The 24278-nt window shown below is 53.8% G+C and carries 13 protein-coding genes and 1 tRNA gene; 4 read left to right on the forward strand and 10 right to left on the reverse strand.

Annotated features, from left to right (window positions below):
- Window positions 1–156: 156 nt before the first annotated feature.
- From E2H98_RS09340 to E2H98_RS09355, 4 genes are all read right to left on the reverse strand, one after another.
- Complete coding sequence (locus E2H98_RS09340) at window positions 157–1725, reverse strand: AbgT family transporter (protein ID WP_133592306.1); 1569 nt, start codon at window positions 1723–1725, stop codon at window positions 157–159.
- A 289-nt stretch (window positions 1726–2014) separates the two neighbouring features.
- The gene (locus E2H98_RS09345) at window positions 2015–3349 is read right to left on the reverse strand and encodes an IS4 family transposase (RefSeq protein WP_157591323.1); all 1335 of its coding nucleotides are present in this window, start codon (window positions 3347–3349) and stop codon (window positions 2015–2017) included.
- 206 nt (window positions 3350–3555) lie between these two features.
- The gene (locus E2H98_RS09350) at window positions 3556–4155 is read right to left on the reverse strand and encodes a redoxin domain-containing protein (RefSeq protein ID WP_133593971.1); all 600 of its coding nucleotides are present in this window, start codon (window positions 4153–4155) and stop codon (window positions 3556–3558) included.
- Between the two features lie 48 nt (window positions 4156–4203).
- Window positions 4204–6306 (reverse strand): protein-disulfide reductase DsbD family protein, encoded by a 2103-nt coding sequence (locus tag E2H98_RS09355; RefSeq protein ID WP_162848235.1) that lies wholly within the window; start codon window positions 6304–6306, stop codon window positions 4204–4206.
- Between the two features lie 315 nt (window positions 6307–6621).
- Here E2H98_RS09355 and E2H98_RS09360 point away from each other — a divergent pair, with 315 nt between their 5' ends.
- Window positions 6622–7095 (forward strand): hypothetical protein, encoded by a 474-nt coding sequence (locus tag E2H98_RS09360; protein ID WP_133593967.1) that lies wholly within the window; start codon window positions 6622–6624, stop codon window positions 7093–7095.
- Window positions 7047–7613, forward strand: coding sequence for a MerR family transcriptional regulator (locus tag E2H98_RS19465; RefSeq protein WP_133593965.1), 567 nt, complete (start codon window positions 7047–7049; stop codon window positions 7611–7613). Before E2H98_RS09360 ends, E2H98_RS19465 begins: the two co-directional genes overlap by 49 nt.
- A 92-nt stretch (window positions 7614–7705) precedes the next feature.
- Here E2H98_RS19465 and E2H98_RS09370 read toward each other — a convergent pair whose 3' ends face one another.
- The 3 genes from E2H98_RS09370 to E2H98_RS09380 form a co-directional block, all read right to left on the reverse strand.
- Complete coding sequence (locus E2H98_RS09370; RefSeq protein ID WP_133593963.1) at window positions 7706–8917, reverse strand: RtcB family protein; 1212 nt, start codon at window positions 8915–8917, stop codon at window positions 7706–7708.
- 50 nt (window positions 8918–8967) lie between these two features.
- Window positions 8968–10101 (reverse strand): slipin family protein, encoded by a 1134-nt coding sequence (locus tag E2H98_RS09375; protein ID WP_133593961.1) that lies wholly within the window; start codon window positions 10099–10101, stop codon window positions 8968–8970.
- A 269-nt stretch (window positions 10102–10370) separates the two neighbouring features.
- Window positions 10371–10444 (reverse strand) — tRNA-Asn (locus tag E2H98_RS09380).
- 269 nt (window positions 10445–10713) lie between these two features.
- On the opposite strand from E2H98_RS09380, the gene rtcR reads away from it, so the two are divergent.
- Both rtcR and E2H98_RS09390 read left to right on the forward strand, forming a co-directional pair.
- Window positions 10714–12306, forward strand: a complete 1593-nt coding sequence (gene rtcR, locus E2H98_RS09385; RefSeq protein WP_133593959.1) for an RNA repair transcriptional activator RtcR — start codon at window positions 10714–10716, stop codon at window positions 12304–12306.
- Window positions 12307–12422: 116 nt separating this feature from the next.
- Window positions 12423–13457 (forward strand): IS481 family transposase, encoded by a 1035-nt coding sequence (locus tag E2H98_RS09390; protein WP_133594000.1) that lies wholly within the window; start codon window positions 12423–12425, stop codon window positions 13455–13457.
- A 140-nt stretch (window positions 13458–13597) separates the two neighbouring features.
- Here E2H98_RS09390 and E2H98_RS09395 read toward each other — a convergent pair whose 3' ends face one another.
- From E2H98_RS09395 to E2H98_RS09405, 3 genes are all read right to left on the reverse strand, one after another.
- Window positions 13598–21415 carry an outer membrane protein assembly factor BamB family protein gene (locus E2H98_RS09395; protein WP_162848234.1) on the reverse strand — a complete coding sequence of 2606 codons (7818 nt, stop codon included), beginning with the start codon at window positions 21413–21415 and terminating at the stop codon, window positions 13598–13600.
- Window positions 21390–21905, reverse strand: coding sequence for a hypothetical protein (locus E2H98_RS09400; protein WP_133593947.1), 516 nt, complete (start codon window positions 21903–21905; stop codon window positions 21390–21392). The genes E2H98_RS09395 and E2H98_RS09400 overlap by 26 nt, the downstream gene beginning before the upstream one ends.
- 448 nt (window positions 21906–22353) lie before the next feature.
- The gene (locus E2H98_RS09405) at window positions 22354–24204 is read right to left on the reverse strand and encodes a hypothetical protein (protein ID WP_157591324.1); all 1851 of its coding nucleotides are present in this window, start codon (window positions 24202–24204) and stop codon (window positions 22354–22356) included.
- Between the last annotated feature and the right edge of the window lie 74 nt (window positions 24205–24278).

Consider the following 24278-nt stretch of genomic DNA (forward strand, 5'->3'; position numbering starts at 1 on the left):
CGTAGTGCGTTTCATCAATAATTGTTTCGGACTCCGGGATTTAACCACCCCCTAGCCCCCTCCTTGGCAGGAGGGGGTGGTGCGAATCGCGGGTAGCTCTCCAACTTTCGCGTTGTAACCAGCCCCTAGCTCTCTTCGCAAGAGGGAGAGCTAACGTTAGCCATTCACCGCCGGAAACGAATAATGCGAACCGATGCCGAGCGGAATATCCAGCCACCAGAAACCGATTAGGAACAACGTCCATAGCGTTAACAGCGCCACCGTAAACGGCAACATCAAGGCCACCAGCGAACCGATGCCAGTGTCTTTCACATACTTCTGACAGAACACGACAATCAACGGGAAATACGGCATCAGCGGCGTGATGATGTTGGTCGAGGAATCGCCAACGCGATAGGCGGCCTGCGTTAAATCCGGCGAAACGCCGAGTTGCATCAGCATCGGCACCATCACTGAACCGATCAACGCCCATTTCGCCGATGCTGAACCAACCAGCAAATTAACAAACGCGGTCAGGAATACAATACCGATCAAGGTCATGCCCATCGGCATCGCCAATTCTTTCAGCGCATTGGCGCCTTTGATCGCAATTAGCGCACCAAGATTCGATTGCCCGAACGCGTAAATGAACTGCGCGCAGAAAAACGCCATGACGATGTAGTAACCCATGCCGCTCATCGATTTGCTCATGCCTTTGACGACATCGCGATGGGTTTTGACGGTGCCGGCGATGTAGCCGTAAACGACGCCGGGAATCAAAAAGAACACGAAGATCAGCGCGACGATGGAACGCATCAGTGGTGCACCGGCTGCGGCGATTTCGCCGTCAGCGGCACGCCAGGCGGAGTCCATCGGCACAATGCTGAACACCAGCAAGGCAACACTGATCAACATTGCCAAACCGGACCAGAGCAAACCTTTGCGCTCCTGATCGGTCAGCGGTGACATCGTTGGCAACTCAGCTGGATCACCGTCGATCACTTTGTTGCGCAGGCGCGGTTCAATTAATAAATCGGTCAAGGCCCAACCGATGGCGATGATCAACACCGTGGAAGCCGAGGTGAAGATGATGTTGTTCAGCGGATTGATCACCAGCTCGGCGGCGCCAGGCTCGGCCGATAAGTGCGCCGCAGCTTGCGTTAACCCGGCCAGCATTGGATCGAGACTGGACGGAATGAACAGCGTTGCGGAAAAGCCACCGGAGACGCCGGCGAACGCCGCCGCGATGCCGGCCAGCGGATGACGGCCGGCGGCGTAGAAAATTACCGCGCCGAGCGGAATCACCAGTACGTAGCCGGCATCGACCGCGACGTGGGAAAGAATGCCAACGGCGATCAACACTGGCGTTAACAGCATGCGCGGCGTAACCGACAGAATCGCGCGCAAACCGGCGTTGATAAAACCGGTGTATTCGGCGACGCCCAAACCGAGCATGGCGACTAGCACGACGCCGAGCGGCGGAAAGGTGACGAAGGTGTTAACGAGGTTGGCCATGAACGCGGTCAATGCCGCACCCGATAACATGTTTTGCACCACGATCGGTTGCTGGGTGCGCGGGTCGACTTCGGCGAAGGTCATCGTCGACATCCAGGCGGAAATCAACCAGACACCGACCATGAAAATCGCAAACAGGATGGCTGGATCAGGGAGTTTGTTGCCGACCCGTTCGATGCCGTTCAGGGCCCGATTCAGCCAACCGCTGGCCGCTGCATTTTGTTCTGTCATTGTTTATTCCGTTAGTTATTGCCACCACAAAGCCCGGGCAGCATAAAACATTGTGCGGACCGGCTAAAGAAAACCGGGCAAACAAGCCGGTTATTTGGGCCCGTTCGGTGGGAAGGATTCAAGTGAGCGGCGGTTTCAGTGGGGTTCGGTTTGGCCTTGGCGATTCAACCACCCCCTAGCCCCCTCCTTGCTAAGGAGCTGTCTCTTGATCACATCTTCGGTCCAGAGACAGCTGCGATATCGAGCGAGCGGAGTAAGTTAAATCCCTGAACACGCTCATCGAGTCGAGTCAGGCCAAGGTGTATCGTCGCCCAACTGGCGCGACCGGTGCGTTTGCTGTCATAAAAACCGCCGAGTTTAGCGATGTACTGGTAAGCCCAATGCAGTGTGGGTGTTTGTCTCGGCAATGGTTTGGCGGATGGCTGGTTGCCCATAACACTTTCCATTCGACTTCGCTCAATACCTGGGTGCAGGGCAACTCAGCAATGGTCGTGTTGTCCAACACCTCACGCAATTGCAACAGCCGGACGGCAACGAAGCCCATGATGACCGCCATGCGTTGCAGGTTGTCGGCGCTTTGCTGGCGTTGCTGCTCAACGCCACAACCGCTTTTCCAGGCTTTATGGAAGTCCTCGATGCGCCAGCGTCGACGATAATGGTGCAAGATCTCCTGTATCTTTTGTTCATCCGCTATCGACTCACTGGTCAGCAGTACCCAGTTCAAAGCATCTTTTGATGCGCTTTCCTCGCAGGCCCAGACGACGTTGACACGCAATGATTCACGGTGGTCGGTATCGGTTTTCGGTGGCGCCAATTCGACTTGAACGGCGCGTAAACTCAGCGTCGCTTGACACGCCGGTCGGCCACCGCGTTGCGACACCTCGACTCGACTTTCGCCATATTTGGGGGCGTCGCTTAACGCTTCGGACAGGCGTTCATCCGACTCCGATAGTCGCCGGTCCTGGGCGGCGCGTACGATGAAGCGCTCGCCGTGTTGCACCTTGTCGAGCAAGTATTCATAGATGTCACTTTCCCGATCGCTGACGGCAATAACATCGACCATTTTATCCGCCAACCGTTGCCGCATCAGCTCGGCATGGTGTTGCCATTTGTAGCTTTCTTTTTCGGCATAACAGCGCTGCTTGCGCTGATGTCTTTGGCCGCGTTCGGCTTCATCCCGGCACCAAAAGGTTTGCGCGATCAAGCCTTCAGTCGTGCCACGCTCGGCATCGACCAACAAGGTGCTATGCACCAGATAGCCGCGCGTGCTGACATCGGGACGCGGGCCGATATCACCAAGCGATTCACGAACGCTATGGGTGTAGGACAGACTCGTGGTGTCATCGATGGCCAACAGGCATTGGCAACTGGCTACCCGCTGCGCGGTTACTTCAAATCCGGCTTCCATGATCGCTTCTGCATTGACGGAGGGATTGCGGATCAGACGATACGCAGCTTCCTTGGCGGCTTCAAATCCGCGTGTCGCTGCGCACAAGTTGCCACCACCGTTCTGGGCCAGCGCCGTCGCCACTTGCACCAAGCGCCGGCTGCGCCGTTTGTCACCCAGCTGACAATGACCGAATTGCTGTTCGGCCCACTGTGCTGCATCCATTTCATTCGGCATTGTCGATCTCCATCGCCTAAGTGATGGAGATCGGATCGTCTATTTTCTCTAAAGTTCTGTTCTTCCAACAAAAAATGTGTAGAAGAGACAGGCTAAGGAGGGGGAACTAAGGCCTTAACCAATACCGCAAATCAATCCGGCGGTGGGTGTGTTTTGATCCCCCTCCTGCCAAGGAGGGGCTAGGGGTGGTGCGCTTTTCAGATAACTCAGTACTTCACCGCACAACCATAAGGTTTGCTGGTGGTAACGCTCAGGTTTTTGCCGGCCGACAATTCCGCCAAACCCTGGCTGACGTACTGGGTAGCTTTTGGAATATCGGCCTGATCAGCACTCGAAATGCTGTCGATGGCGCCGTTGTAACGCAGCACGCCATTGGCGTCGATGATGTACATATGCGGCGTGGTTTTGGCGCCATAAGCACGGCCGGTATCGCCTTTCGGGTCGAGCAGGTAAGCGGTTTGTTTGGCGCCGACTTTGCTGCGCACTTCATTGGCGGCGGCGCCATCGACATGGCCTTGTTTGCCCGGAGCCGAGGAATTAATGGTTAACCAAACCACTTCTTTGCTGGTTGCCTCGGCTTGCTGCGTTTGCATGTTGTTGGCGCCGTAATGTTTTTTGACGAACGGGCAGTCGTGATTGGTCCACTCGAGCACGACGGTTTTGCCTTTGAAGTCAGCCAGGTTATGGCTTTTGCCGTTACTGTCAGTCAACGTAAAAGCCGGGGCCGGTTGGCCGACAACACTGGCCTCCGCCACGGCGAACAGACTGGCGGCGGTCAACGCGATGGTGGTCAATACAGTTTTCATTGGTGAACTCCTTGGCGTGTGGTTGAGGTTACTCGGGGTCAGAACAAACTATGGCGCCGGTTTCGGCGGTTGCCCGCCTTCGGCCAGCGTCGTTAACAACAAATCGGGGGTCAGCAGTTGCGGCAGCACTTGTGGTTCACCGCCGCCGCGCGGGTAATAGACATAGAGCGGCACGCCGTTGCGACCGAACTGTTCCAGATACTGGGTGATGTCGGCGTCATAGCGGGTCCAGTCACCTTTTAAATAGTGAATGCCTCGCTCGGCGATTAAGGACTGCACCAACTCATCACGGAGCGCGACCCGCTCATTGGCGAGACACGTCAGACACCAGGCGGCCGTCATATTGACCAGTACCGGCTCGCCACGGGCGGTCAGCTCGCTTAGCCTTTCGGCACTCCAGGCCTGATTGCTCGGTTGCGCGGCTGGCACCGCTTGCTCTGCCGAGGAAAGCGGTAACGCCACGGCGCCGATCAAAGCCAGCAGCGACAGCGCCGCGCTAAAGCGTTTGCTGCCGGAACTTTGCATCATGTGGCGCTGGTTCCAAAGCCAGAGCCCGAATGCCAGTGCTGTCAGTGCGGCCAACAGCCAAGCCATTGAGAGCGCCGAGGTCTGTTCGCCATATACCCACAGCAGCCAGACCACAGTCAGGTACAACGGAAAAGCCAGCACCTGCCGGAACCGGGTCATCCAGGCGCCAGGTTTGGGCAACAGTCGGGCCAACGCCGGCACAAAACCGAGCAGCAACATTGGCAACGCCAAGCCCAAGCCGAGCGCGACGAAAACACTGAGCGCCCACACCGGTGGCTGGCTGATGGCAAAGCCCAGGGCGGTGCCCATGAACGGTGCCGTGCACGGGCTGGCGACGACGACGGCCAACACGCCGGTGAAAAACGCCGGTTTGGCACCATGACCCTCGGTCAAACCCTGGCCGACGCCGGCAAACCGGCCGCCAAATTCCCACACGCCGGAAAAGCTCAGACCGAGCGCAAACAGCAGCAAGGCCATCAGCGCCACAAACCACGGCGACTGCATTTGAAAGCCCCAGCCGAGTTGCTCACCGCCGGCGCGCAGCACCAGCAACAAACCGGCGACGGCGACAAAACTGACGACCACGCCGGCCGTATACCAAAGACCGTGGTGGCGCAGCGCTGCTCGGTTGTCGGCCGAGCGCACCGCCGCCATCGCTTTCAGGGACAGTACCGGGAACACGCAGGGCATCAGATTCAGGATCAGGCCGCCGAGCAACGCCAGGCCAAGCGCCAGAAAAAGTGTGGGCTTACTTTCGTCAGTCACCGCTACAGCTTGGGAGGCGCCGATAGCGTTTGCCGCTTCCGCTGAACTGGCCGTGGCGGTAAAGCGCAGCGCCCGATCGCCCTGAACCAGCAACCAGTCACTGGTCTCGGGCAGGCGCTGGTAGTAATCGCTGCGGGTCAGCGCCGTTTGCCAGCCCTGCCCTGCCGGCTGCCAGTGCGGCAGCGGGCCATAGGCGATCAATTCTTCGGCGACCGGGAACAGCGTCCAGTCGGACAGGTTTTCCGGTAGATCGGCACCATTCAGCGTCATTTGCAGGGTGTTGCCAGCTTGTTCGCTGATGTTGGCGGCAATATCCATGCTTTGCGGCTGTCTGGCTCTGGCCTTGGCAAAATCCTCTGCCCAACGCGAATCCGGTTCGGCGGAGTTGGCGACCGGCAGCTCGAACCGGTAATCGGCCTTACCCGGAATGCATTCATGCTCGCAGATCAGCCAACGGGCGCTAACCGCGATGGGCAGCGTCGATGCGGCGTAATCCGCCGAAATGGTCAGTTGCATCGGCAACAGTGTGCGGCCGTCATAACCGAAATTAACGAGCTCGCCGAGCAGAAAACGTTGCGGCGCCGGCCACTGGATACCGCTGGCGCTGACCCCTTCCGGCAGCGTCAACTCGACTTCGGTCTTCAAACCGGAATCGCCGGGATTGACCCAATAGGTATGCCAGTGCTCGTCATGCTCGAACAGCAAACCGATATCGAGAGTGCGACCCGGCTGGGCAGCCGTTTCGGCAGCGACCAGCTTGGAGCGCAGGTGATCGGTCAGCTGCGGCTCACTGGCGGCAAGCCCGGTCAGCGACCAGCTAAGCGCCAGCAACGATAAGAAAAGGAAGCGTAAGGTCATGGGCCTTGATACGTAGCCGTACATTGGGCGATCAGCCTACCCGAACAATGTGCATGGATCATGGAGGCCGTGAACATTGCCGCCACCGCTGGCCGCGCCCGAGACTCGCTTGGTCGCATCGGAGATTGCACTGACTGCTGTTGACCGCGCGCGCGAACCAGGTCCGCACTTCCTGGCTCCAGCGGTCTACGCTACGCGCAATCACCTGCATCGCCGATGTGCGGGACTTCTTACCATTACTGCAACGTCGAGATTGACCCGTTCATCGGTTCATAGCTGAAGCTGGATGACTCCACCGAACCAACAGGAGTCATCATGAACACAGCGAAAGTGGCCATTGCCGCACAGCGTCTGTACAGCCATCTGCATCGCTTCGGTGCGCCACCCGAAATGATTTTTCCGTTGCTGTGCCCGGTGCGCGAAAGCGAGTGGATTCCGGACTGGCAGGCGCGCATCGTTCATTCCCGTTCCGGCTATGCCGAAGCGCGTTGCCTTTTTGCCACCGGCCCCGCCGATCAGGAAACCGTTTGGTACACGGTAGCATTCGAGCAAAACCGCTATATTCGTTTTGTGCGCTGGCAGCCGGATGGCGTACTCGTTGATTTGCAACTGACGGTGTTGCCGGCCACCCACAACGAAACCGAATTGCATGTCGTCTACCAGTTTTACGCGGTCAACGATGCAGGCCGTAAAGCGCTGGTGAAATACGATGAAAAATACTGGCAGGACATGATGCAAACATGGCAAACGCTACTGAATCACTACCTGACGCCAACCGATTCCCGCTGACCATCAGCGCACTCGCCAAACACGTCGGCCTGTCGCGTAGCACACTGCTCTACTACGACCGTATCGGTCTGCTGCAGCCAAGCGCGCATACTGACGCGGGCTATCGGCTGTATACCGTTGCGGATGCGCAGCGATTGCAGCATATCTGCCGCTTGCGCAACGCCGGGCTGGGATTAGCGGAAATCAAAAGCATACTGGCAACGCCGAGCGTGTTGACGACCGCACTGGAAAAACAATTCCTGACCAACAACCAGCAAATCAGCGCGCTGCAAAACCAGCAGCGCGTACTGCTGCATCTGCTCGGTCAACCGGATCTGGTTTCCGGCGGCAAAGTGTTGAGCAAAGAAAGCTGGACCGAAATGTTCCGTGCGCTTGGTTTGAGCGATCAAGACATGTGGCAATGGCATCGAAATTTTGAAGCAAGCTTGCCGGAAGCGCATCAGGCTTTTCTGGAGTCGTTGGGCATTGAGCAAAACGAAATCTCGCAGATTCGAGCGCGCTCTGGAACGCAGAATTAATCAACACAAACTCGGTTTGAAATGCCGACCCGCTAAACATGTTCTCACTGCAACGTGGTCAAGTAAAAAGCGCACCTTTCGGTGCGCTTTTTTTACCCCTTTACACAAACCACTTGCCGCAGTGTATGCACCACTTCCACCAGCTCACGTTGCGCTTCCATCACCGCATCGATGTCTTTGTAAGCCATTGGGATCTCGTCGATCACATCAGGGTCTTTTCGGCACTCGACGTGGGCGGTCGCTTGGATCTGATCGGCCACGGTGAATTTTTTCTTCGCCGCCGTCCGGCTCATGACCCGCCCTGCGCCATGCGAGCAGGAATGAAACGACTCAGGATTGCCAAGGCCACGGACGATGTAGCTTTTCGCACCCATCGAACCAGGAATAATCCCTAGCTCACCTTTTTTCGCTGACACGGCTCCTTTACGCGTCACCAATACTTCGGCGCCGAAATGCGTTTCTTTCTGCACATAGTTGTGGTGACAGTTGACTGCTTGCGCCTCAACGGTAAACGGCTTGCGAATCACTTTCCGTGCTACCGCGATAACGTTTTCCATCATCACCGCGCGGTTACGCCGGGCATAGTCCTGGGCCCAACCAACCGCTTCAACGTAATCATCGAAATGCTCGCTACCTTCTTCAAAGTAGGCGAGGTCGCGGTCTGGCAAGTTCGCAATGTGCTGACGCATATCCTGCTGGGCCAGTTCGATAAACAAGTTACCAATGGCGTTACCCACCCCACGCGATCCGGAATGCAACATGAACCAGACGAATCCCGCTTCATCAAGACAGACTTCGATAAAATGGTTACCAGTTCCCAGCGTTCCGAGATGCTTGTAGTTGTTGGTGTTTTTCAGTCGCGGATATTTTTCGGTGATGCGTTCGAAACCCGGCAACAATTGCGCCCACATGGTATCTACCGTGGTCGGCGCATTTTCCCAGGAACCCTGGTCACGCTTTCCCGGGGTACGGCCATGCGGCACGGCGCGCTCAATCGCCGAACGCAGTTCACGCAGATTATCCGGCAGATCTTCTGCTCGCAATGAAGTGCGCGCCGCCATCATTCCGCAACCGATATCCACACCAACCGCGGCCGGAATGATCGCCCCTTTGGTCGGGATCACACTACCAATCGTCGAACCTTTACCCAGATGCACATCCGGCATTACCGCCAGATGCTTGTAGATAAACGGCATTTTTGCAGTGTTCAGCAATTGCTTTTTGGCGTCGTCTTCAACCGGCACACCGTTAGTCCACATTTTGATGGGTTTACCGTTTTCGGTTTCCAGTAATTGAAATTCCATGATCATTGATCTCTTGATTGAAAGGCCGCCGACAACTGCCGGCGGCTTTGTTATTTAGAACCGATTTGCACCAGTCCGTTCATCAGTGAGTCGAGACCGCCGTAGACGTTCAATTGACCGATGCGTTCGGAAACTTTTTCCAGCGTTTCCAGCTCTTTCAAACGCAACAATACGGCGTTGCCTTCCATCATCTTGGCGGTGTTATGCAAAGACCGCGTTGCCGCGGTTTCCTCGCGACGCTTGATCAAGTTGGCTTCAGCGGCTTTTTGCGCCTGCACCACCTGGTTCAAGATGTCTTTCATTTCACCCGGCAGGATGATGTCTTTGACACCGACCTGCTCCAGCACGATACCGTACTGTGCCAAGGCGTCCGTGCACTCCTTGGCAATGACCCGCGAAATCAGATTTTTGTCGGCCAGCAATTCGTCCAGAGAACGAGTGCCGACCGCCTCACGCAAGGCCAACTGCAAACGGCGATAAACGTGATCATCTGGCTGTTTCAGCTTTTTCGCGACCACTTCCGGGTCGGCAATGCGAAAACCAGCGTTCAAGTTAATCCGCAACGATACCCGATCTTTGGTCAGAATTTCCTGACCGGAGATCTCGACGTTCTGCAAACGCAGGTCATAAATTTGCACCTGCAATTGGCGGTTCAATTGCCAGAACGCGTGCCGACCGGCAGACAGTGTTTGCTGCAGACGACCGTTTTCATAAAGCAAGCCAACCGATTGCTCTGGCACGACGGCCATCAGCAAGCGGTCTCCTTTTTTGCCGAGGCTTATGCCCTGACGCAACACGTCTGACAGCAACTTGTCGTCAATTCGGTATCCGTCATTGATGTCATGAGTTTGAACCTGAATCGTGAACGGCTGCTTCCAGAATACGGCGCGTTCACCTGGCTCCAACAAACGCACTAAACGATTGTCACAGTAAACCAAGCCAACTTGTTGGTTGGCCATTTGCTGGACATCGACGTGCTCAATGAAGGCAGGCAGCTTGATCAGCACATCAAGCTGAGCATGTTGCACCTCGCCTTGGCCAAGCGCTACGACGTCGACGCTGAGCCGGTTTCCAACATCCAATAAACGATGACGACCTGGCGCCAATACCCGTTGAAACTGCTTATCTTTGAATAGCAAACCGCGTTCGTTATCCGCGATTTTCCATTGTTTTATCGACAACATTTTTTTCTTCCTTATTTGGTTGAGTCCGGCAAGGGGTCGATAGCCGCATCATTAAATCGAACACCAGGTGGTCACAACGTTACCCCTCCATGGGTGGTTTCCTTGAAACCGTCGTGACGACCCGGAGCCGGTTCGCGATGGAGCCATCGACACAACTCGCCGGTTTGGTGCTACTGGCGTTGCCGAGCACGCTCGGGTTTCGCATTCACACCGCTTGGGCTTGCGCCCGATACTTCACTTTTCAAAATAGGCGTGACAGGCCTAACTTATGGAGCTTGTGCAGGATTCGAACCTGCGACACATCGATTAACCGTCGATTGCTCTACCCGCTGAGCTAGCAAGCGTTTGAACAGCGCTTTCCGCATCGGTACACCCTGACCCAAAGGGCGGGTGCCAGCCTGGCTGAACTGAACCAGGACCGCTGAGGCGGCGTTTGTTGTTCAGCTTAGGTATTCCAAGTTGCGTGCCACTCCGTTCATCTAACGTGAAGAATTTCTTATCTCTTTGTTTTTACTGAAGTTATTTTTATCCGCTCTTATCGATTCGATGATTGCCAAGCGGTGTCGGCCTGGTTGAAAATATCGTTATTGATAGATAATTATCGGTTTCGATATGGCCTTGAACGTCGTAATAGGTATTGTCGGCTCAGTGCTCGATAACCGTGGCAAGGGCTACAAGCGCTGGGATGCCTGGCGGCCCTCGGTCAGCGTTTGCATGCAGGCAGACTTTCCCGTCGCCCGATTCGAACTGTTGCATCAGCCCGGTGATGTGAAGCTGGCAAAGGAAGTGGCCACCGATATCGCCAGCGTTTCTCCCCATACCGAAGTGGTGTTGCACGCCGTTGAGTTTGTCGACCCTTGGGACTTCGAAGAGGTGTACAGCAAGCTGCTGGATTTCAGTCTTGGTTATCGGTTCGATACCGACAACGAACAGTATTTTCTCCATATCACCACCGGCACCCACGTCGCGCAGATCTGCTGGTTTTTGTTGTGCGAGGCGAATTACGTTCCGGCGCAACTGCTGCAAAGCTCACCGAAGAAAATGCCAGAGCATGGCAACGCTAGCATTCAATTTATTGATCTGGATTTGTCGCGCTACGATGCCATCAGTTCACGCTTTCAGCGTCAGAATTTGGAAGGCGAAGCGTTCCTGAAATCCGGCATCGAAACGCGCAACGCCGCGTTCAATGAAATGATTCAGGAAATCGAGCGGGTAGTCATTCGCTCGAAAGCGCCGCTGCTTTTAACCGGCCCGACCGGTGCCGGCAAATCACAGCTGGCCAAACGCATCTATCAACTAAAGCACAGGCGACAGCAAGTCAAAGGTGAGTTCGTCGCCGTCAACTGCGCCACTCTGCGCGGCGACAATGCCATGTCGACGTTGTTTGGCCATGTTCGCGGTGCATTTACCGGCGCTCATCAAGCGCGCAAAGGCTTGTTGGCGAAAGCCGATAAAGGCCTGCTTTTTCTCGATGAGATTGGCGAGCTTGGCCTCGATGAGCAAGCAATGTTGCTGCATGCGATTGAGGAGAAAAACTTCTTCCCGGTTGGCGCCGATAGTGCGGTTCACAGCGACTTTCAGTTGATCGCCGGCACCAACAAGGATCTCCGTTTGGAAGTGAAAAGTGGACACTTCCGTGATGACTTGTTGGCACGTATCAATTTATGGAGCTACGCGCTGCCCGGCCTGAAAGATCGCCGCGAAGACATCGAACCCAACATCGATTACGAGTTACAGCAGTTGGAAGCGGAGAACAATCACAAGATTAGTTTCAACAAACTTGCCCGTGAACGCTACCTGAAATTTGCCCTTTCCAGCGAAGCCGAGTGGACTGGAAACTTTCGCGACTTGAATGCCTCGATTCAACGCATGGCAACGCTAGCCGATGGCGGACGAATAAACGAAGCACTCGTAGACGCTGAGATAAGACAGTTAAAAGCAAATTGGCGGGATGTGACGAGAACCTCTCGCTTACCCAATCTCGGGGATTATCTTGATGATGAAGTCCTGAAAACGATGGATCTTTTTGATCAACTACAGTTGGCGCAAGTGCTTGCCATTTGTCAGCAATGTTCTTCACTTTCCGAGGCAGGAAGAATGTTGTTTAACTGTAGTCGCCTTCAGAAAACGTCTTCCAACGATAGTCACAGGGTGCGGCAGTATTTGGCCAAGTTTGGTTTGGACGCCAAGTCGATCCGGCCTTGACACACCTCTTACGTGTAGAAGTTTTGACTTGATCTGACACTCGACTTGAATAGAACGGGGTTACCGGGTTAGATGAATGTGCGACCAAACATTTAACCCAAAAGGAGTAACCCCGTATGTCAGTTTTAAATCAACCTATCGTCAAACACAAGCTTGGCCTGCTGAACTTGGCCGCTGAACTCGGCAATGTGGCACAAGCCTGCAAAATCATGGGCGTGTCACGCGATACGTTTTATCGCTATCAGGAAGCCAAGGAACAAGGAGGTGTCGAGGCTTTGCTGCAGAAGGATCGTCGTCGACCAAACTTCAAGAATCGTGTCGATGATGTCGTAGAGCAAGCCGTAAAGGACTACGCCATTGAGCAGCCTGCACATGGCCAGGTGCGAGTCAGCAACGAACTGCGTAAACGCGCCATTATTGTCAGCCCTTCGGGCGTTCGTTCAATTTGGTTGCGCCATAAGCTAGCCAACTTCAAAGACCGTCTAAAATCCTTGGAGGCGCATGTCGCGGCCACCGGTGTGGTGCTGACCGAATCCCAGGTTCAGGCGCTGGAGCGCAAGCGGGATGACGACATCGCTTGCGGTGAAATCGAAACGGCGCACCCGGGATATCTGGGTTCTCAAGATACGTTTTACGTTGGCACGATGAAAGGTGTTGGCCGGATTTACCAACAAACTTACGTCGATACCTATGCCAAAGTGGCGTTCGCCAAGCTGTACACCACGAAAACCCCACTGACTTCAGCAGACCTGCTGAATGACCAGGTATTGCCGTTCTTCAGTGGCCATCAAGTGCCGGTGTTGCGTATTCTAACCGACCGCGGAACGGAGTATTGCGGCAAGGTAGAGCAGCATGACTATCAACTTTACCTGGCGATGAACGATATCGAACACACTCGCACCAAGGCCGCATCACCGCAAACCAATGGTATTTGCGAACGCTTCCATAAAACCATTTTGCAGGAGTTCTATCAGGTCGCGTTCCGCAAGAAGATTTACCAAACGATTGAAGAGCTGCAGGCCGACCTTGACGAATGGATGCACTTTTACAATCATGAGCGGACCCATCAAGGCAAAATGTGCTGCGGCAGAACGCCGATGGAAACATTTATTGATGGCAAAAGCATCTGCCGGGAAAAGTTAATCGCTTGAACTTGACCTGACAGTCACATTCTGAAAATCCGGTAACTGTCAGATCTGGTCTGGGCTTCTACACCTTACGTGAGAGGTGTCATTTTATCTTCGTCAAAAAAGCCCTGTGACGGATAGGTCACAGGGCTTTTATTCAACGATCAATTATTGGTTAGCGTTACTTCATCTAGCCAGACTGCATCTTGACCTGTAACTACGCTTCCGTCTTTGGTATAGCGCCATTCAATGACGTGTTCACCGGCAGTCAGGTTCAACGTGAACAGTGTCCAGTTGTTGGTACCGCTTGCCGTCATTCGCTCAACCCCATCGACATATACACGCAGTCGGTCACAGCAACTCTCGGTTTCCGTGCGGTATTTGAACGACAAAGTAGATGGCGCAAATACGCCTTCAAACTTTACGCCAGAGGTACCATTATGGGGTATTACTCCGGAGCGAAGGCTTTTAGTGCCTGCGCTGGCGTAAACCGTGTCCAGCGTCCAGTTGCTTTGACTGCCTTGGGCATTCGTCCAACCTGCAGGTAGCGTGTTGCCCTCAAAAGATTGCACGAAATTGGACAGTGCCGATGGTCGCGAATTGGCATCATTTGGATCGGTGAGGTATTGATTTACCTCCTGACCATCCGAGAAGCCATCGCTATCTGAGTCATAATTATTCGGGTCGGTGTTATGGGCATTTACCTCGGCTTCATCCGTCAAATCATCATCGTCAGAATCTGAATCGTTTGGATTGGTTTGATGGGTGTTGACTTCTTCACCGTCAGACAGACCGTCGTTGTCCGAATCGGAATCGGTAGGATGAGTGTGGTTGGCAAACTCTTCCAGGTTGGTCAAGCCATCCATGTCGTCATCGTTACTGGCGTCCGATGCATCATTCGGGTTGAAACCGTAAGTGGTTTCCCACCAGTCCGGCAGTCCGTCGCTGTCTTCGTCACCGCTGGCGTTAATCACGGTAATCGTACCGTTGCTATTGGTAATGATGATCGCGCCTTCATTGCTGATGGCAATGGAGCCCGTTGCCGGATAACTCCATACTTGTTGCTGAGTGCTGCGATCGATGGCGTAGGTATTGCTGGAGTCGCCGACAAATACCAGATTACGCGTAGCAACAATATTGCTTTGCAGATACTGACTGTTTGGCGCCCAACTCCAAAGCTCGCTGCCATCGCGCACATCAAACGCTTGCAGGCGTCCATTCTTCAGTACAAGCACCATCTCGTTTGCCAACGTAGGCTGGCCGGAAACGCCTTCTGCGCTGGCCCAAGCGATTTGCCGCTTGATCAAATCGTGCTTGACCAGTCTGGCACCGTTAATCGTGAACGCGGCATCAACGCCAACCACTGCCGTGGTATGACTTGACCAACCATAACTATGATTAGGGTCAGTGATTTCGAACGCCAGCGTGCCGGTGCTGCGGTCCAGTACTTTCAGACTATTGCTGCTGTAGCCGGTGTGCACGAACACATATTGATCATCAACGGCTGGTGTCCAGTTATCGTACTGGCCGGTCGAGCTGTTGAACCACTGCTGGGTTCCGTTCTCAGCATTGAACGCGTAGGTACCGCCATAGTAACCGCCTGCCATGTAGACGTTGCCGGCATAGAGCGCTGGTGACAGATAGCTTGACCACTGGTTGCCATAAGCTGTGCTGTACGCAAGTGTGCCGTTGTTGGCATTGATGGCTCTGAGGAATGAATTGCCATGGCCACTGGTTTGGAAATACACCTTGCCGTTGCCAGTGGCCGGCGCATCGATTGAGTCGGCCGTCACGACATATTCCCACTCGGCCAGTCCGGAAGCGGCATTGAGCGCCAGCAATTTTTTCGACTGCGGCATCGTTACGAAAATTCGGCCAGTGTCCGTCGCCACTTGCCCGACGCCGTATTCGCCAACCTGAGACCGTGTCCAACGCAAGTTGAAGTGGTTGACATTCAGGGTCAACGGCAAATATCCCGTTCGGCTGGCATTCCCCTGGAACGTTTGCCAGGCAGTCGCGATCGGAAAATCGCTGTTGTTGTTCGGGTCGGTTTTTCCGAAATATTCTTCCTTGTTATTGAAGCTGTCGCTGTCTGCGTCTTCCGTCGCATCGGACGCCGTCGTTGGTGAAAAGCCATTGGCCACCTCCCAACCATCATTGATGAAGTCGTCATCCGTATCGGCCAATACCGGGTTACTGCCGTGCACGTGCACTTCATCACCATCCGACAACTGATCGCCATCGGTGTCGGCAACATGCGGGTCTGAGCCGGCCGTATGTTCACCGAGATTGCTGAGGCCGTCACCATCTGAATCGAGGCTGGCATCATCGGCATTTGGATCAAAGCCATTGCTGACTTCCCAACCATCTTCCATGCCGTCACTGTCGCTGTCCGCGCTCAATGGATCGGTATGGTGATCGTTGATTTCGACGCCATCGCTCAGGCCATCATCGTCACTATCGGCGTCAATTGGCGAAGTGTTATGGACGTTCACCTCGTCACTGTCATTCAATCCATCATCGTCGCTATCCCGATCGCGCGGATTGGATAGATGCGTCAGGACCTCATCACCATCACTTAAACCGTCAGCATCGGTATCACTGAGCAAAGGCGATGTGCGATTCTGGAATTCCTGCAGGTTGCTCAGACCATCGCTATCACCATCGAGCGCGGCATCGGAAGGATCTTGGTCATTTAGACCGTAAAGGTCCTCCCACCAGGAAGGCAGGCCATCGCCGTCTTGATCACCAGCGTAGTCGATAACCGTAATCTTCCCGTTGTAGCCGCTAATGATGATGGCGCCTTCGTTGCTAATCGCCAGCTCCCCAGCTTCCGGATACGTCCATACACGCTGATGAGTTTGTCGGTTGATGGCGCTAACGCCCATGGAATTTCTGACGAACACCAAATTACGTGTGGCGACAATATTGCCGTAATAAGTTCCGTAACTATCCGTTGCGGAATGACGCCAGAGTTCATTGCCCGTACGAATGTCCAGCGCTTTCAGAGTGCCATTTTCAATGACAAAGACCGTTTCGTTTGCGACGGTTGGCTGTCCGCTGTGAGACCCCGCCACGGACCAGGCGATACGTCTTGTCTTCGTATCAAATTTGATCACTCTGCCACTGTTGATGGCATAAACCGCATCGTGACCAAGTACCGTCGAATCTTGGCCATACGAGCCAAAATGCTGATAGTCCGGATCGGCGATAGTGAACTCAATCGCGCCGGAACTACGGTTATACACTTTGAGCGCATCGCTGTTCCCTGAAACGTAGCGATAGACATAATTGTCATCAACGGCCACGGCTAGGGAATTATAGGACTCAACGTTGCTGACCCATTGCTGGGAACCATTGCTGGCATCAAAACGGTAAAGCCCAACTCCCCATGCTGGTTGGAAGACACTTCCATCGTGAACGGTTGGGGCAATGTAGCTACCGAAATATCCGTTGTGCGTTGTGGAAAACACATTTGATCCGTCCGCGACACTGAACCCCTTCAGTTGCAGGCTGCCACCATCCGATGCGCTCAAGTAAACAGTATTTCCGCTCGTTGCCGGCGGCGTTATCCAATGATTTGGCTGCGAGAAACTCCACCGCTCATTGCCATCTATCGCGTCCAAAACGACTAGCCGATTGACGTTTGCCAGCGAAACAATGATAGACGCGTCGGCCGTTGCGACTTGTTTACCTTCGTAAACATCACTGAATTGTTTGCTCCAGCGCAACGAGAACTGTGTACTGTCCAGTTCCAGTGGCACATAACCATTGTGAGAAGCATTACCCTGATGGGTATTCCAGGCCGTTGCGCGCGGAAAGTCTGCCGCATCACTCGGATCGGTTTTGCCAAAGAATTCTTCTCGATTGCTGAAGCCGTCGCCATCCGAATCCGTGTCGGCGTCGGCCGCCTGCGTCGCTGAAAGACTATTGGCGACCTCCCAGCCGTCGGTCATGTAATCGTTATCGCTGTCGTCACTGAGCGGATTGCTGCCGTGGATGTTCAGTTCATCACCGTCGTTGAGATCGTCCTTGTCGGTGTCGGCATCGTTTGGATCCGTTCCGGCGGCCTGTTCTTCAAGGTTTGACAGGCCATCACCGTCGGCATCGGTGGCTGCATCATTAACATTCGGATCGGTACCGTTGGCCACTTCCCAGTCGTCACGCAGTCCATCACCGTCGCTGTCCGCTTGCAGTGGATTGGTCTGGTGCTGATTGACTTCAGCACCATCACTCAAGGTATCTCCATCACTGTCAGCATTGATTGGCGAAGTCAGATAGATGTTGACTTCCTGACTGTCGGTCAAACCGTCACCATCACTGTCAGCAACCAATGGATTGCTTTGATGAATATTGACTTCATCACCATCTGACAAACCGTCGCTATCGGTGTCCGCATTGTTCGGTAGCGTGCGTTGCTGGAATTCCTGCAGATTGTTCAGGCCATCAGAGTCCGGATCGAGCTGCGCGTCGCCGGCGTTGTTGTCGCTCAACCCAAACTTGCTTTCCCACCAACCGGGTATGCCATCGCTGTCGCGATCGGCCAACACGATGCGGTCGAACGCCGGCCTGTTGTTTCTTGACGTGATTAGAATGATGTCGTCGTTATGTATCGACATCGAGAGTGGTGTCCCTTGGTACACCAAAACATCTTTCTTGCTTGCTGCGTCGGCGGTCCACAACGCGATGTCGGTATTGCTGTTGTTGATGGTCGCTGTGACAAACTGATTCAATGACCAGCGGGCGTCTTTGAACGGAACATTCAAGGCGCGCAAATGAGTCAGGCCGTTGCCGTTGTACAAATGACCAGAACCCAGCGCAATGATGGCGCCGGAGGCGTTGACACGGATTGGTCCGGTTATCGGATAGTCGCCATGGTAAGGCGTTTCTCCGTTGGCAACAATTTCACCATTGCTCTGACTGATTTGTTCATAGTGCAGATCATTTGGATACTGGTTGGCACGAAGGAAATACATCCGTGAGTTGGTGCTATCCCATGTCCAATGCGGCGAGTAGTAATTCCATTCGGCACTGTCGGTCAGTGTTCCGTTTTGATTGAACACATAGTGCGTATGCCAGGCGCCGCTGTTATCCGAAGCCATGACGAAGTTTCCGGCGGCTGCCAAGCCTGTGTTTGCCATGGCAGTCGCAGCAAACGCTTTTTCCTGCACTGGATTATCCAGTTCGAGGTAACGAATCTGACCATTGTTGTAGCCAAGGTAGATACGCTGATGAGCCGACGAATAACTGACTCGTTCCGGTCGTATGGTCAAAATGCCTTCGTGAATGCCAACAGAATACGGGTTCAGGTAGCTTTCCGTTACGGGCGACCACCGGAAAATCTTTCCATGTGTTTTGCTGTATAGGTGAATGGTTTCGTCTGCTGTTTGGAAAACCTGATCAGGAGTGAACTCCGGCAGCGTCGCGCTGTAATTGCACTGGCCATCAATTCCATGTTGGGAAAACCAGCAAGCCGAGTCATTCGGAAAGGCATCCAGCGTCAGGCCACTGTTGCTATCGGAAGCGCCTTTTGCATCATTCCAGCGGTCTGGATAACCATCGCCATCACTATCGATCGATGCTGCCGGATCGGTGGGGAAGGCATCCTCCTCGTTGTTAACGCCATCGCCATCGGTATCATTACTCGGTGTATAGGTGTGAACAAACAAACGATTGGCGTTTTTGGTGATCAGTTTGTATTGCCCGCCAAGTGCAACGATGGATAGCGGTTGACCGGAAAAGCTCAGGGATTCCACCTGTTTCATCGCAGCATTGCGGCGAACCAGAAAGGTGTCGGTGTTTTGCTGTTTGACAATCACCAGTTCGCCAGAGGAGCTCCAGGCCGCATCGAAAATGCTGCCGCCAATATTGCCCTGCCACAGCAGTCCTGAAGAACTGTACAAATCGCCCGATCCCAGCAAAATCTTGCTGCCATCGGAAGAAACGCGGATCGGACCAACGATGTTGTAACTGCCGTGATAGGGCGATTCACCGTTTGCGCCGAATGTGCCATTGTTCTGATCGATCGTTTTGAAATAGAGATCGTTGGGGCTTATACCGTCTGCAAAGTGATAAAGACGGTTGTTGCTGGCACTCCACGCATAATGATTCGAGTTATAACTCCAGTTGCTGGTTTGCGTGATGGTGCCATTGCCATGAACCAGACTGTTGCTTGGCCAGTAATTGTCGCCGTACTGAATGAGAAGATAGCGACCTGCCTCTTTCAAACCGACGATGGTAGAGCCCATTTGTTTGAAGTCGCGCTCGACCAATTCGGTTTGGACCAGAATGCTGGTGACAGCGCCATTGGCGTGTCCGAGATACAGTTTGCCGTGATTACTGGACCAGGCCCAGTGAGTGACGTTACCGTGACGCATGTCCATCGTGATCGGCGTCAGGAACTGACTACCGGTAGCAGCCAATCGATAGATTTTCTGGCGACTATTGCTCAGGAAATAGCTGACGCCGTTGTGGTCATGCAGTAGCTTGTCATAACCTTGGGTAACCAGCGTTTTCAGATAACAGTTTTCACCATCACCATCGCCAATACGATGGCATTCTGCTTGCGTCGGGTAAGCATCACTGTTGTCGCCTACACCATCGTTGTCCGAATCCGTTGTTTCATTGCGGTCGAGCGGAAATGCATCGGATTGATCCGGAACACCGTCATTGTCATCATCGTTATCGGCGTTGTTACCAATGCCATCACCATCCGTGTCAACGGATTCTGCTGCATCCAGCGGGAGAGCGTCATCGCTGTCGGAAACGCCATCATTGTCGTCATCGTTGTCGGCATTGTTGCCGACACCATCACCATCGGTATCAAGCGCTTCCGCAGCATCACGCGGAAACGCGTCGTTGACGTCATCAACACCGTCGTTGTCATCATCATTGTCAACGGCGTCAGGGTAACCGTCATTATCGAGATCGGCGCCGCGCGGCGTCGGTTGATAGCGGAGTTGGCCGGAAGTAATGGCGCTGACATCGCGTTGGATGCCCGTTGCGGTCATTTCCCGAACCATTAGATTGGCGGTATTGCCAACAAGAAACGGGTCTACTGATGTCGGCCGTCCATCCTGATCGGTTTCCGGGATTGGCAACCAGGCTATCGCTGCATTGTTGATTGCCTCTAAGGGATTCGACAGCTGTCCGTAGGAAATGGTCTCGGTACCAGACAGCGCGTCCAGTCGTGAATCAACCAGGTCCTTGGCGAAAGTGCTGAGCAATTGGTCCATCGACAGACCGCTGCTGTCGCGCAAACTGAACAGTAATGCGCTGATTGCTTCATTGCTGCTGCGGTATTGAAGCGCCGTTTGTAAATCGGCATCGGCCGTGATCATTCCAGGCAGCGAAAACAAATCACCACTGAGGCTAAAACCAAACCCCAATTCTGCGATAACCGACTGAGTTGCCTGAGCAGTGTATTGCGAAAAACTGGCACCGGGATTTTTCGCTACTGCTTGTTCAACCACGCGCAACACTAGCGTGGTCATCGGTGTCGCGTATACGGTGGTGCCTGATTCCAGCTGACCCTTGCTGACAACGGTTGTCAGCGTTGGCATCACCGGCGCTTTACCGGTGGAAAGGTCGATGGTGCTGGCGTTGCTGCGAAACTCCACCAGATAAAACTCATCAAAAGGGGCCGTCAACGAAACCCGCTGAATAACTGCCTTGCTGTCGGTTCGTGTGTTGAGCAGCTCGCTGCCCTTTAGTCCCGCTTGATTCAGCGCCAGCTGGTTGACCACCACATCAGCATTGGCCAGTGGTCCCTTGATGCCTCCAGCGAGAACTGGATGGGAAATCGAGACCGGTGGCGGCGTCGGTTCGCTTCCACCACCCCCTCCGCCACCGCAGGCAGTCAATGTTACGGCCAATATGGTTGCCGAGAAAACCTTGCCGATTCCAGAAAAGTTGAGCGTAGTTGCCGTGTTCATCGGAAAATCCTGATGTGTAGTTTTATCCATTGGGCGGAGTTGTTTCATTGCCTGCTGCTTCCGTTGATTCAGGATTGATATCGCAAGCTCGCAGGAAGACTTCATGCGTCGGCAATACCACCCGATCTTTGGTCAAATACCGGAAGTGAACGGGTAGGTTCGTGGCAATGATTTCATGTCGTTTGGCGTACTGGCAGACGTAGCTAGTAAGTCCGAGTTGCAACAAATCGGCATACTGTTGGGGTTTTAGCTCCGCAGCAGAAAAATCTGATCGTTGGAAGGTAAACAGGAGCTGCGAATGGCTTTTTTCTATGGCAACCAGCGTTGTATTGCTGTCGATTGATATCGGCAACTGGCTCTGCAAATTCATCAGAAAACGTTCCGAACGGCTGGGCCAATTCTGGATGCTGAGAAAAACTGAGCCTAGTACGGCAGCCATGAAGATGATCGCCAGCGCAAAACGACGTTTGGCGAAGATGAAAAAAGAGGCGAGTAAGAGAATGGCAGCGACTATTGCCAAAGCGATAGCAAGAGTCATGTCCAAGCCCCTAGTAACGGCAGCTCGTTATGATTCCGCTTTGGTATTTCACCACTGATTTGCGAGGGATGACCTGCTGATGATTCAGCCAAAAATCCCTTTAATAACGACAAAAACAGCATTGTCGTTTCCCTTCCCCATGAATAGGCAAAGCGAAGCCTTCCGCCGGTTAGTTACCGGAGGGATTAAAAATCCCGCCGGTAATATTTACTTTTTATGTTGTTCGCAATTTAACCGAAATTGTGGGATCTCAACAAACATTTTTTAGCGATCCCCGCAAAATCAATCACTTACGTGTTTTCTCTGAGAATTATACCTACCCTAATTCTCACGGTTAATGGGGTAAATCACTAAAATTCTCAGAGTTATTGGGTTTTCGCTGTAAGCCATTGTTTTTATTGGCTTTCTTTGATGATAGTAAAAAGAGCACTTGCCGCGTCCAGGATTGTTAACCGGTAAATGGGCTGTCGCCGCGTTCCTGCATCGGGTCGGAAGGCGCTTCGCCTAGCAGGTTGCGGTATTGCAGCAATACATAGTGGCTACGAATTAGTCGTTCCGCCGTTTGAGGGATATCGATTTTCAGCTTCTGGAATTCGATGAAGCCAATATTCGCCAGTTTCTCGAGATGTCGACTCAACTCGGAAAGCACCTGCCGAGACGAGCTTTCCGTAACCCCGCGTTCCGCCATTCGTTGGAGCGCATGGCGCGCGGCCTCAAGCGCAGCGGTATAGGATGTCATTAGTTCTGGCGCCAACCCGGTTTCACCACGCTTTGTCGTAATGCGTTTTAAGCGCTGTATCGTTTTGGTCATTACGCCAAGCTTGGGCGCTTCATCAAAATGGAGAGCATCGACTGGATTGGCGCTATTAGGGTTGATGAGACTCAGCGGCTCTACAATTAGCTCCGATCCGCTGCGGCGCACTTTTGCGATCAGGACAGTGCCGGAAGGCAATGTGTCATCAGCCAGACTTTCTACCCGTTCTATCGCGTGTTGATTGTCATCGGAGTAAGGGATCTCCGCTCTAAGCTCCGTGTTGTCGTGGTCATATAGCGGCCAAGTGAGTAACTGACGAACGGGATCGAAATACCCAGCACCGAAGCGGTCTGGTTTCAGGGCAACCCAGTCCTTCATCGGCTGTGGCTCAGCAAGCAAGCTTTGTCTTGCCAATGAAAATCTTTCCTTCAACTCATCCCATCGGCTGCAGGTCGAGAATTGGTCAAGAAAATGTCTGGCGTTTGGCAAAGTTTGCACAACGGCTGTGGTGGTTTCGGTTGTCGACAGGCGCCCATTCGTGCTGACTTGGGCGCCGTTCAGCAACAACTGCCGACCACAGGCATCAGCCGGGGCGCTCAGACCACGCCATGGTCCAGCAGCCTTATACCGAGCTCGAGGGTTAAAGCCGCGCTGTGCATCCGGCCTGGCGTCAGTGCAGGAGTAAAAGGATTGTTCTTCCGGTGACCAAAACAGCATGGTCAATCCCCGATAACCGGAGGCTGAACGCCAAGACAGCGCACCGATACCAAGCAGTATCAATGAGTTAAAGGTGTCATAGCGATTGCGCGCTAGACCCAATAGCCGCTGAGGGGAGAGTCCTTTTTGTTCAGCCGAGTCCAGCGCCTCGACGAGCCCATATATATAGGTCAGATCATCGAATAGACGTTGTTCATCCGCACCCGTGGCGCGAGCGAGCAACTGTTCTACATGATCGGCAACATGCCGTAGCAATCGCGCCAAACGATAGTGATCAGCAGCCTGCGCCCAAACGGCGAGTGTCGAGAATCGCTCCAGTACGGACGAGGACAGATGCGACAACCCCAGTTGGACACACTCGGTCAACAATTGCCGCACGGCTTCGCGCAAGCGCTGTCGGGATAGTGACTGCGATGTTTCCGCATCCTCGGCAAGTGCATGATCTTTGCCAAAATCCAGCTTCTCGTTTTGGCTTTTGCGGGAGGGCTCTGGTTCGACGAGCGAGATGCCGTTTGCACGTTGATAAGCCAGTACGGCGGCAACCTGATATTTTTCAATATTGGCAATCTGTGTATCAGCAATCAGCCCCTCGGCCCCTCCACCCAGATAACGAAAGCTGATACGTCGCTTAACGAACCTAATGACCACGTAGCGATCTAGAAGCAGCTGTACGTCAGCCTCCAATTCGAGATCTTGAACAAACTGCCAAGCCCAGCGATAGCCGGATTTGCCCGCGTGCTTGATGAGTGCGGTCGCCTGCATTTGCAATAACGTCGAATGCAGGGCATTGGCGGATTCTTCGTATTCCCTTGATTGCGCCGTTTCCATGACGCCCGCCTGGGCGTTATTGACAGATTCCCCGCTTGCGCGTTGTAACCAAATGGCGGCCGTCAGAATATGTT

Source organism: Permianibacter aggregans (assembly GCF_009756665.1).
GTDB classification, from domain to species: Bacteria; Pseudomonadota; Gammaproteobacteria; order Enterobacterales; family Permianibacteraceae; genus Permianibacter; species Permianibacter aggregans.

Excerpts from the sequence above, each read along its gene's own strand:
- E2H98_RS09340 (WP_133592306.1), bottom strand. The coding sequence starts at position 1,725 with ATGACAGAACAAAATGCAGCGGCCAGCGGTTGGCTGAATCGGGCCCTG.
- E2H98_RS09345 (WP_157591323.1), bottom strand. The coding sequence starts at position 3,349 with ATGCCGAATGAAATGGATGCAGCACAGTGGGCCGAACAGCAATTCGGT.
- E2H98_RS09350 (WP_133593971.1), bottom strand. The coding sequence starts at position 4,155 with ATGAAAACTGTATTGACCACCATCGCGTTGACCGCCGCCAGTCTGTTC.
- E2H98_RS09355 (WP_162848235.1), bottom strand. The coding sequence starts at position 6,306 with ATGACCTTACGCTTCCTTTTCTTATCGTTGCTGGCGCTTAGCTGGTCG.
- E2H98_RS09360 (WP_133593967.1), top strand. The coding sequence starts at position 6,622 with ATGAACACAGCGAAAGTGGCCATTGCCGCACAGCGTCTGTACAGCCAT.
- E2H98_RS19465 (WP_133593965.1), top strand. The coding sequence starts at position 7,047 with ATGGCAAACGCTACTGAATCACTACCTGACGCCAACCGATTCCCGCTG.
- E2H98_RS09370 (WP_133593963.1), bottom strand. The coding sequence starts at position 8,917 with ATGGAATTTCAATTACTGGAAACCGAAAACGGTAAACCCATCAAAATG.
- E2H98_RS09375 (WP_133593961.1), bottom strand. The coding sequence starts at position 10,101 with ATGTTGTCGATAAAACAATGGAAAATCGCGGATAACGAACGCGGTTTG.
- rtcR (WP_133593959.1), top strand. The coding sequence starts at position 10,714 with ATGGCCTTGAACGTCGTAATAGGTATTGTCGGCTCAGTGCTCGATAAC.
- E2H98_RS09390 (WP_133594000.1), top strand. The coding sequence starts at position 12,423 with ATGTCAGTTTTAAATCAACCTATCGTCAAACACAAGCTTGGCCTGCTG.
- E2H98_RS09395 (WP_162848234.1), bottom strand. The coding sequence starts at position 21,415 with ATGAAACAACTCCGCCCAATGGATAAAACTACACATCAGGATTTTCCG.
- E2H98_RS09400 (WP_133593947.1), bottom strand. The coding sequence starts at position 21,905 with ATGACTCTTGCTATCGCTTTGGCAATAGTCGCTGCCATTCTCTTACTC.
- E2H98_RS09405 (WP_157591324.1), bottom strand. The coding sequence starts at position 24,204 with ATGGAAACGGCGCAATCAAGGGAATACGAAGAATCCGCCAATGCCCTG.